Below are 10410 nucleotides of genomic sequence, written 5' to 3'. Positions count from 1 at the left end.
TATATTTAACAACCAATACCAAATGATAATTTAGCAAAAATACTGGGAGAATTACGCCCTTTTTGTTAAAATTAATTTTTTGCAAAAACTACCACTATTACAAACAAAACATATAATAAAATATTACAGGCTAATCTTTTATCAGACAGGCGTTTCTTTCTCAAAGTCACCCATAAAGAAAAAATAGCTATAAATGTTATAACCGCTGATATTATTAAATATTTATCAAATAGCCATGGTGTAAACATTATGCCAAGGGCACTTGGAACAGTAGCCTGTATCATCATAGAACCACTAACATTAGAAAGAGCTAAACTCTCTTTGCCCTGCTTTACCCATATAACTGCATTTAATATCTCTGGTAATTCTGTTGCTACAGGGCTTAATAACAATGAAACCATATGTGGAGCTATCCCAAGTGAATTACTTAAAATATCTAATTTGTTCACAAACATTTGAGAGCCTGTAAAAATAACTACAAGTGCTCCTATAGTTTGAATTAAAATAAACAGCTTTTTTGGTTCCTCATTATTAGGTGTAATCTTCAATGGTTCCAACTTTTGAGCAACTTCTGGATTTTTAACATTCATCTCTTTATAAAAGTAAACCCCGTAAGCTGCCAAAAATAATATTCCAAGCCATGGTTTTATTGTAAAGGCCACTAAACCCAATGCAATCTTAAATACAAAAATACACATAAACCATTCTTGGTCTCTTGCCAATTTTTTATTATCATATTTAACTTGCTCACCTGATTTTCTTTTATTACTAAATATAAATATAGTTATTCCAATAATAGCATACGCAATTGTACTTAAAACAAGTGGTCCACCTAATGCAGCACCAACTCCAATATCCTTTTGTTTTGAATTAGTACCAAAAACTACAGCTATAAATGTAACAATACTTTCAGGTAAAGCTGTGCCAAAAGCAGCTAAAATAGAACCAACTGCACTTTGTGAAATATTAAAAGCCTTACCAACCCATTCGACTCCATTTACAAAAAATTCACAGCTAAAGTAAATTAAAAGTGCTGATATAATCATAATTAAAATTGTTACCATCATTTTTCTCCTCCTCTTGAATTATTTGAGGCTTATTTTTAGGTTAAGGTTGAATTCTATACATAAATTAAATAAATTTTCATATAAAACAAAAAACTTTCAACACAGTAGTTTTCTATCTTAAAAAGTCTTTTTTAACGTAATAATTACACTAAAAAAGACTTTCAGCACAACGATAGAATCATTGTGTTAAAAGTCTCGCTTGACCAGAATCAGCCATGACAAAGCCAGATCAAAGATCAGTATGTTGACTTTATCACCAATATATAGGCAGCTACTCCCTCTTAACTCTAAAATTTTTATTCTCGATAATATTACCATAAAGTTTATACACAGGCAATACCAAAACCGAATTTTTTCTTTCGGGGATATATAATTTAGATGTGTAAATTTGAGTTTGTCAACAGATCCAAAACTTCACACTCTCATTATATCTGGCTCACTTTGCTAAATTTCTTGTAAAATAGAAACATTAATACTGCGGCAGTCAGAGCTATTGCCGAACTTAAATAAAAAGGGGCACTATTGTTGACGTTATCATATAAAACACCAGCTATAAGACTTGCAGGAAGTAAGGTTATACCTATCAATGAATTATATATTCCCAATCCTGTACCCCTCTTATTTTTATCGATAAGATCTGAGACCAGTGCCTTTTGTACTCCATCTGTCGCTGCACTGTAAAGTCCATATAATATAAACAACAAAATCACTGATATTTTATTATCTGTTCTTCCAAAGCCAAAGTATATTGCAGAATAAAGTAGATATCCAAAAATAATAAGTTTTCCCCTGCCAAATTTATCAGAGAGAATCCCCATTGGAACAGCGAATATTACTGACACCGAGTTGAATATCAAGTATACAATTGGTATGAATAAAGCTTTTACACCAATGTCATTGGCCTTTACTAGCAGTAAGGCATCAGTTGAATTACCTAAGGTAAATATAAAAGCAATACCTAAAAACATGTAATATTTATATGAAAAGTCCCTAAGGGTAATTTTTTTAGGAAGATCATCTTTACTTTTCTTAGCTTCTTTTACAAAAAAAATTATAGTAATTAATCCAAGTATCCCGGGTAGAGCTGAAAATATAAATACCTTTCGATAATTATTAGGAAATACTGATAAAATTGCAAAAGCAATAAAAGGCCCTACTATTGCGCCGCTATTATCCATGGCCTTGTGGAACCCAAAATTTTTTCCTCTTTCACTATCACTTGATGAAGCAGCAACAAGGCTGTCTCTTGGAGCAGTCCTTATACCCTTTCCAACCCTTTCGCTGAATCTTATAGCTAATACCTGCAAAGGTGAAGTTACTATTGAAAATAATGGGGATAAAACAGCTGTAAATCCATATCCAATGATCATAAAAGGTTTGTTTTTGCCAATTTTATCACTCCACCAGCCCGATACAGCTTTAAGAACTGAAGCCGTACTTTCTGCAATTCCTTCAATAAGAGATACCTCTGTTTTTGATGCACCTATGGACATTAAAAATAACGGCATAATAGAATATATCATTTTAGTAGTTGTATCCGTTAAAAAGCTGGTCATACCAGTAAAAAAGATGTTGCGTTCAATTCCCAAGATCTTTTTATCTCTTTTATTATTAATGTACACATTCATCCTCCCTTTAAAATTTTATTTTTGATTTGCATCAATTTTATATTCTTTTCTCTGAGGCCAGTATATCTTAAATTCAAGCTTTTCAATATCTCTTTTTTGTTTATAACTCATCCTTAAACTTGCATCTTCAGGAATACTTATGTCTCTGTCAAGGTCTTTTAAAATAAGTTTGATATTATTATTTTTTTTTAGATTTGATACATTTGAACAAATGTCATCCAACAGCTGCTCGTATTTGCCAAATTCATCTGCTGAAATCTGATAGCTTTCAGCATTATTGACATAATTGCGCGAATCACCGGAAGACAGCCATTTTATTAAAGCCTCTTTGCTAAACCTCCATTCTCTGCCTATCTTTCTGGCAGGTATATGTTCTTCTCTAAGTAATTTTATCAGCGTTTTTTCACTTACACCTAAAAATTCAACTGCTTGTTCAACATTTAATATATTATTGTCCATACATTTTCACCTCATATATATTATAGCAAAATCTATTTTTTAATGCAATAAATAAATGAATATAGCATGAAATTAGTTGTATATAATATATATTTAGATGTAATTGATAGTAAAATACTTATCTAAGCAATTTTTCTTATTTTTAATAAGAAAAATTTTGTAAAAGTAGAACAAGAATTCATTTTTTGACATAAACTATTTTTCATCATGACATATTGAAAATATACTATTTAATATGATATGATCATATATATACATATACATGAAATTAAACTTATCCAGGTGCATAGCAGTACTTATCTCCAACTTTAGGAAGCTGGAGTATTAGTATTGGCAGCGTTCGGATAAAAGCAAAAGATGCATTAATAAGCGGAGGAAGAACTAGCATGGAAGTAACATTGAATTTTGATTTTAAATTAAATAGATCCCAGGTATTTCAAGCGCTGAAATCCTATGGCGAAATATTAGAAGAAAAGGAAATAAAAAGCTTATACAACTTACTCCTTCCCACAGTATATGAAACAGCGGAACCTGTAGGTGTATTCAGCATAGAAAAAAATGACAATAGTTCTCTTTATAAAATTATTGAGAATTACAGCCATATAATATATTGTATAATAACTTTAGGAGACAACTGCAGCAAAAAAATAAATGAATTTTTTTCTTACGGGAACATGAAAAAGGGAATGGTAATGGATGCAATGTTCACTTCCTATCTCTTTGAAACAAGTTCCCAGCTTTTCAATCATATTTACAGCAAATCAAAGGAATTAAATTTGGGACTGAGCTGCAGAATATCACCCGGTGATGGAGAATTACCACTTGAATATCAAAAAAACATACTTGAAAAATTGGATGCAGAAAAATTTTTAAACTTAACTGTTACGGAAGGCTTTATGCTTTCCTCCAGCTATTCCATGGCATATATATACGGAGCCGATGGAAATTTACCTCTGAGTAAAAAAGATCATGATTGTTCCCGATGTCCTAACAGAGATCTTTGTACTATGAAAAATTTATGATTTCAGACAAATAAGTTATCTTGACTTATTTCTTTTCCTGTTTCTGGTTTTCTTATATACAAAATCCGAAGTAATTGCCAAAAGTAAAAATGCAGACAGCAATATCTCCATTTTAGTGCCCGCTTGAGGATAAAAATATGTAATAAGTTCAATTATCAATACCACTGTTCCCATTATAATAAGAAAATTTATTTTAAAATTAACGTATTTTTTGTCCACACCTTCTGCGTCCAGCATAAATTTCTTACGTACCGACTTGCTGTATTTCATCCCCAGTCCCTGAATAATACCCATAAATCCTAAAAAAGTTAGCAGACCTGTCATCGTGGAATCCATAGAATATACCTCCATCTATTAATATTTGTCGTATAAAAATACTTATTAAATTATATCACCTCAATATGTAAATTTCAAAATTTAATAAAATATGCTATCATTTAATTAAAGAAAAACTAATAGAAATTTGATATTTAACTTTCAAGGGAAGTGTCATTAAATGAATTTGAATAAAATAAAAGGCAACACTTATTATATAGATGGCCCAACCAATTGCGGAATATTTATTTTCAAAAATAAAAACTGCCTGATTGCAGATACAGGCATAAATAACAGTGAGGCTAAAAAAATAGACAATCTGCTTATTGAAAATAACCTTCACCCCAAATTCATAATAAACACCCACAGTCATTTAGACCACTGCGGCGGCAATTTGTATTTCAAAAAAAATTATCCAGGTTGTCTTGTATATACTTCTAAAAAGGAAAGTCTATTCATGGAAAATCAGGAGCTTTTTTCATCTATACTTTCCTCATCCTATCCTTCAAGAGCTTTCGATAGAAGCAATAAGCCTATAGATGTAGATTTTATTCTGGATTATGGAATAAACAAATTGAATGATGAAAAATTCGACATCATTGCCCTGCCCGGTCATTCCATAGAACACATAGGAATAATAACACCTGAAAGAGTATGTTTCCTTGGAGATTCAATTTTCAGCAGCGAGATACTTGATAAATACTCTTTTCCGTATTTATATAATATAGATGACAGCCTATCTTCATTGAACAAAATAAAGGACATGGAAGCAGATTATTTCTTAATAGGACATTCAAAAAAATTACTTGATAAAAGTGAAATATCCGAATTAGCAGATAAGAACATATCTAATATACGCAATTACAAAAACGAAATCCTAGATCTTCTGGATCAGCCTCTCACCCGGGAGGATATATTGGAGAACATAACTATATTGAATAATTTATCTTTAAATTTTTATGAATATCATTTAGATCTCAGTGGAATATCAGCCTTTCTATCCTATTTATATAACAATAAACTTATAAATTATTCCGTGGAGGACGGCAAATTATATTATTTCAAGTGAAAATAAACAGGCTTCTTAAATGAGCATTAGGGAAATTTCCCTAATGCTCATGATTTACATTTAAAGTTCACTCATTCATAGTACTGTGTTTTCTTCCATATATAAAATATATAGAAAATCCTACACCCAGCCAGATTACAAACACTATCTTGGTAAAAGTAGGCAGAGATACAACCAAGACTGAACAAAATATAACTGCAATTATAGGAGTGAATGGAACCCCTGGACATTTAAATTTTCTTTCTAAATCAGGCCTTTTCTTTCTTAAAATAATTACAGACAATGAAACTATTATAAAGGCAATTAGAGTACCTATGTTAGTCATCTCAGCCAGTCTTCCAACTTGTAAAAAACCTGAAAGAATCATTGCCACGGTTCCTATTAAAATTGTACTTTTCACTGGTGTTCCATATTTAGGATTTACCTCTGAAAACATCTTCGGAAGAAGTCCATCCCTGGAAAGTGAAAATAATATACGGGTACCTCCAAAACACATAACTAAAAGTACCGAAGTAAGACCGCAAAGAGCACCTACTGAAACTAGAGCAGAGCCCCATGAAATGCCTATTTTTTGAAGTGCAAATGCCACTGGAGCAGCAGTGTTTTTGTACACATAATATGGAAGTACTCCTGTCAGCACTGCTGAAACTATAATATACAATGCAGTACATATAAGAAGTGAGCATATTATACCAATTGGTAAATCTCTCTGAGGATTTTTAACTTCTTCTGCTGCAGTAGCTATTGCATCAAACCCGACATAGGCGAAAAATATTATTGCTGCTCCTTTAAATACTCCATTTACTCCGTAAGGGAAAAATGGATGCCAATTAATCGGTTTCACATGTCCTGATGCAAGAACAATGAATAGTATGACTACTCCCAACTTTATGACAACTAAAACATCGTTGAGCTTAGCACTCTGGCTTACCCCTCTGACTAAAAAAGTGATGATTATAGCTAAAATAAATATGCAGGGCAAATTTATGATACCGCCATTTAATCCGAGTGGATTGCTAAAAGCAGCTGGTATATTGATTCCTATCGCCTGTAATATTTGAACTACATATGCAGACCAGCCTACAGTAACCGTTGCCACCGTTACTGTATATTCAAGTATTAGGTCCCATCCTATAATCCATGCCCATATTTCTCCAAGTCCCACATAACCATATGTATAGGCACTTCCTGCTATTGGCATCATAACAGATAATTCTGCATAACATAATGCTGCAAAAGCACAGGTCATACCTGAAACTATAAATGAAAGAATTAATGCTGGCCCGGCATAATTTGCAGCTGCAACTCCGGTTAAAACAAATATGCCTGTTCCGATAACTGCTCCAATTCCCATCATAGTCAATTCAAATGCGCCTAAACTTTTTCTCAATCCTCCTTTTTTTGATTGAGAATTATTCAGTAATTCCTCTACAGATTTTGTCCTGAAAATCGAATTTGATTTTCCCATGTATGTTGTCTCCTTTCAATAAATAAAGCACTTTATAAATTATCAATCCAATAAAAATTAAGAGTACATAATTTTCATTGAATTTACATACTCTTAATATAATAGCATATTATAATTTAATACTTCTATTAGTCATAATAATTGTTATATTCTAAAAAATATAATCTATTCTATATTTTATATAACTGCAATATAATATCTTAATATAATCTATAAAAACATATAAAAAAGAATAATTATATTTATATGTTTATATTTATAATATATTTATTGAAATATTTATACTATATGCTAAATTAATACAATTATGTATTCATATAAAATAAAAGAGGGGAGATACCCTGCATCAGGCATCTCTCCTCTTTTATACGATTTACCATTATTTTATAAAACAGTAAATGAGAATCAATATATCATCAGACTACTTTCCATCTGTTGGAGAAGCTACGCTTTCCTCCTTATTCATCACACTGTGACTTCTGCTGTAGCTGAAATAAATTGCAAGTCCTATACACAGCCATATTACAAATACCATCTTGGTAAAGTTAGGTAAATTTATTATCAAATAAGCGCAGAACAGTATGGATACTATAGGTACAAAAGGCACCCATGGGCACTTAAATGGCCTCTCATATTCCGGTCTTCTCTTTCTCAAAACTATAACAGAGGCAGATACTATGATGAAGGCAAACAGCGTACCTATGTTTGTAAGCGTTGCCAATTCCCCTAGAGGAACAAATCCCGACAGCAGCATTACTATTATTCCGACAATGACAGTACTTTTTACAGGTGTACCATATTTAGGATGCACTGATGAGAAAGTTTCAGGAAGCAGTCCATCTCTGGACAACGAGAACAGTATACGTGTCGACCCATAGCTCATAACCAGAAGTACAGAAGTAAGCCCGCACACTGCACCAACAGATACCAGTGCAGAACCCCAGGAAATACCTATCTGCTGAAGTGCAAATGCCACTGGAGCTGCGGTAGTTTTATATACATAATATGGAAGCACTCCTGTCAGCACTGCTGAAACTATGATGTACAATACAGTACAGACAAGCAAAGAACCTATTATGCCTATAGGCAGATCCTTCTGTGGATTCTTAACTTCTTCAGCTGCTGTGGAAACAGCATCAAAACCTATATAAGCAAAGAATATAACTGCTGCGCCCTTAAATACACCGCTGACACCATATGGGAAAAACGGATGCCAGTTAGCCGGTTTAATATGGCCAACTCCCAAGATTATAAACAGTATTACCACACTTATTTTTATTATAACAAGTACGTCATTGAGTTTTGCGCTTTGGCTGACACCTCTAAAGAGGAAAAGCATTATTACAAACAAGATCAATATACATGGCAGATTTACCATACCCCCATTTAGCCCAGGCGGGTTGACTAAAGCTGCCGGCAGTTCAATTCCTCCCGATTCAAAAAGTGCCACTATATAACCAGACCATCCAACTGCGACTGCTGAAACCGCTACCATATACTCCATCAATAAGTCCCAGCCTATCATCCATGCCCAAATTTCACCTAAACCCACATAGCCAAAGGTATAAGCACTACCTGCAACAGGAATCATTGCAGCTAACTCGGAATAACATAGTGCAGCAAAAGAACATGTAATTCCCGAAAATATAAAAGATAATATTAGTGCTGGTCCTGAATAATTTGCAGCAGCAACCCCTGTCAATACAAAAATGCCTGTCCCGACTATAGCACCTATTCCCAGCATCATGAGTTCAAAAGGTCCCAAAACTTTTTTTAATGCCTTTTTCCCCCTCGTTTCAGCTAACAGTGCATTTAGATCTCTGGTTCTAAATACAGAATTATTTGTAGCCATACTTACACTCCCTTCAAAAATAATATTAATAAATTTAAAACTATTGTAATTATAGCATAAATTTATTTGTTTAAACTAATATAAAAAATATTCTGAATATTTTTCAATTAATTATGCTATTTTGTTTACCCCTTGTAATCATTGGTTTTACGGCGCTATTCGCAATTAAATTATTTTTTAAAAATATAATTATGGTATTTTTAGGTATATTTTTTTTGCATTTTAATAATATCTAAAAAATATATAGAGCATATATTTTAAATTATAAGCAATTAAGAATAATATAAATATTTAAAATTATGAATTGAAATAATTAATTATATATTACTTTAAATTATATATTTCTGATATCATATTAATATATAATATTAATTTTCTATTTGTCAAACTGAAAAATTGACATAAATAAAGTTCAAAGCACAAAAATCTATCAAATTTTATAATTGAACTTTGAACTTTGATTTTAAACAATATACCAGCATTTAAAATAAACTGTTAACTATTTTATTTCCATCTTGACTTACTATGCCATATTCATATAAGGATATCAATTTTCCGTCATACTTAGTCACTTTTCCCGTAGTCAGTTCCTTCACTTCGCCAGCTTCCGGATTATCCACATATATTTTTCTGTCTCTGGTAATATATATGTTGTTTTTATTCACATATGAGGGCAAAGTATATATTTTTCTCTTGTCAACATCCAGATTACTTATGAATATTTTATTGACCTTATTGTTTTCACCATTCCCTATGTATATATTATTGTTTTCATCTGTATTTAGAAGATAATGCATGCCATTTTCCCCTGTTGCTATCACTCTTCCTCTTCCAGTTCTGATTCTATTATAGGTTCTATCCTCATATATGAGCTCGTCACCATTTTCATCATTTACAGCTGCTATATTTCCAAGCTTGCATCTTCCAAAATTAACCAAATTCATTCTTATCATCACATCTATCCTGTATATTCTGGCATTTGTCTCTTCATTTCCACAGCTCATAACATATGCCACATTGCTTGGTCCTGAAAAAGCCACATGCTTGACCTCATAGAATTCATCCGGAAGAAGTATGGAAAGATCCTGATTCTTATCCAAATTTTTCAGCGGATATATTTCGTCACGTTTTGCATCATATGATTCAAATTTTAAATTGCTTGAATTTCCCCCTGTGCTCGTTTTCTCCGCTATAAACATATTATCAGTATCCAGATTCCAGGTATAATAGGACAATTCATTTTCAAGATTTACTTCTTTTTCATCATTTTTAATGGTATCAACCACATGCAGCGATTGGCCATCATAATAGGATATGTAATTTCCACTGCTTGCCACTTTGATCTGTTCTGCATATTCCGGTATTTTCACTTTTATTTTATGCTCCGCCTGTTTTGAAGAAATGTCAACCTTTTTTATGCTGAAATTTGCGTCCCCGTTGAAATAAAACAAGTTAAGACACAAAAGTCCTATTAATTCTACAGCTACAGGTATCAGAGTCCAAATAATTATTCTCTTAAAGTTTTTCATC

General features: G+C 32.2%; 9 protein-coding genes. 2 read left to right on the top strand and 7 right to left on the bottom strand.

Translation table 11 applies throughout. The features are described 5' to 3' along the window. Positions 1–71: 71 nt before the first annotated feature. From ACFHWD_RS17850 to ACFHWD_RS17840, 3 genes are all read right to left on the bottom strand, one after another. Positions 72–1067, bottom strand: coding sequence for a sodium:calcium antiporter (locus ACFHWD_RS17850; protein WP_378062830.1), 996 nt, complete (start codon positions 1065–1067; stop codon positions 72–74). Positions 1068–1492: 425 nt separating this feature from the next. Beyond that, positions 1493–2689 carry an MFS transporter gene (locus ACFHWD_RS17845; protein WP_378062829.1) on the bottom strand — a complete coding sequence of 399 codons (1197 nt, stop codon included), beginning with the start codon at positions 2687–2689 and terminating at the stop codon, positions 1493–1495. 21 nt (positions 2690–2710) lie between these two features. Beyond that, the gene (locus ACFHWD_RS17840; protein WP_378062828.1) at positions 2711–3154 is read right to left on the bottom strand and encodes a helix-turn-helix domain-containing protein; all 444 of its coding nucleotides are present in this window, start codon (positions 3152–3154) and stop codon (positions 2711–2713) included. Between the two features lie 386 nt (positions 3155–3540). Between ACFHWD_RS17840 and ACFHWD_RS17835 the strand changes: the two genes are divergently transcribed. Continuing rightward, positions 3541–4176: a 5-methyltetrahydrofolate--homocysteine methyltransferase gene (locus ACFHWD_RS17835; RefSeq protein ID WP_378062827.1), complete on the top strand. Its 636-nt coding sequence runs from the start codon at positions 3541–3543 to the stop codon at positions 4174–4176. 15 nt (positions 4177–4191) lie between these two features. Here the strand turns inward: ACFHWD_RS17835 and ACFHWD_RS17830 are convergent, their stop codons facing one another. Then, positions 4192–4512: a hypothetical protein gene (locus ACFHWD_RS17830; protein WP_378062826.1), complete on the bottom strand. Its 321-nt coding sequence runs from the start codon at positions 4510–4512 to the stop codon at positions 4192–4194. Positions 4513–4672: 160 nt separating this feature from the next. Here ACFHWD_RS17830 and ACFHWD_RS17825 point away from each other — a divergent pair, with 160 nt between their 5' ends. Continuing rightward, a complete protein-coding gene (locus ACFHWD_RS17825; RefSeq protein ID WP_378062825.1) occupies positions 4673–5560 on the top strand; it encodes an MBL fold metallo-hydrolase in 888 nt (295 codons plus the stop codon). A 67-nt stretch (positions 5561–5627) separates the two neighbouring features. Here ACFHWD_RS17825 and ACFHWD_RS17820 read toward each other — a convergent pair whose 3' ends face one another. The 3 genes from ACFHWD_RS17820 to ACFHWD_RS17810 form a co-directional block, all read right to left on the bottom strand. Then, the gene (locus tag ACFHWD_RS17820) at positions 5628–7028 is read right to left on the bottom strand and encodes an amino acid permease (protein WP_378062824.1); all 1401 of its coding nucleotides are present in this window, start codon (positions 7026–7028) and stop codon (positions 5628–5630) included. Positions 7029–7449: 421 nt separating this feature from the next. Then, positions 7450–8880: an amino acid permease gene (locus tag ACFHWD_RS17815; RefSeq protein WP_378062823.1), complete on the bottom strand. Its 1431-nt coding sequence runs from the start codon at positions 8878–8880 to the stop codon at positions 7450–7452. Between the two features lie 482 nt (positions 8881–9362). Further along, complete coding sequence (locus tag ACFHWD_RS17810; RefSeq protein WP_378062822.1) at positions 9363–10409, bottom strand: hypothetical protein; 1047 nt, start codon at positions 10407–10409, stop codon at positions 9363–9365. Position 10410 lies beyond the last annotated feature (1 nt).

Source organism: Clostridium sp. MT-14 (assembly GCF_042436595.1).
GTDB classification, from domain to species: Bacteria; Bacillota; Clostridia; order Clostridiales; family Clostridiaceae; genus Clostridium_B; species Clostridium_B aromativorans.
This window is presented reverse-complemented; position numbering and strand designations above follow the sequence as displayed.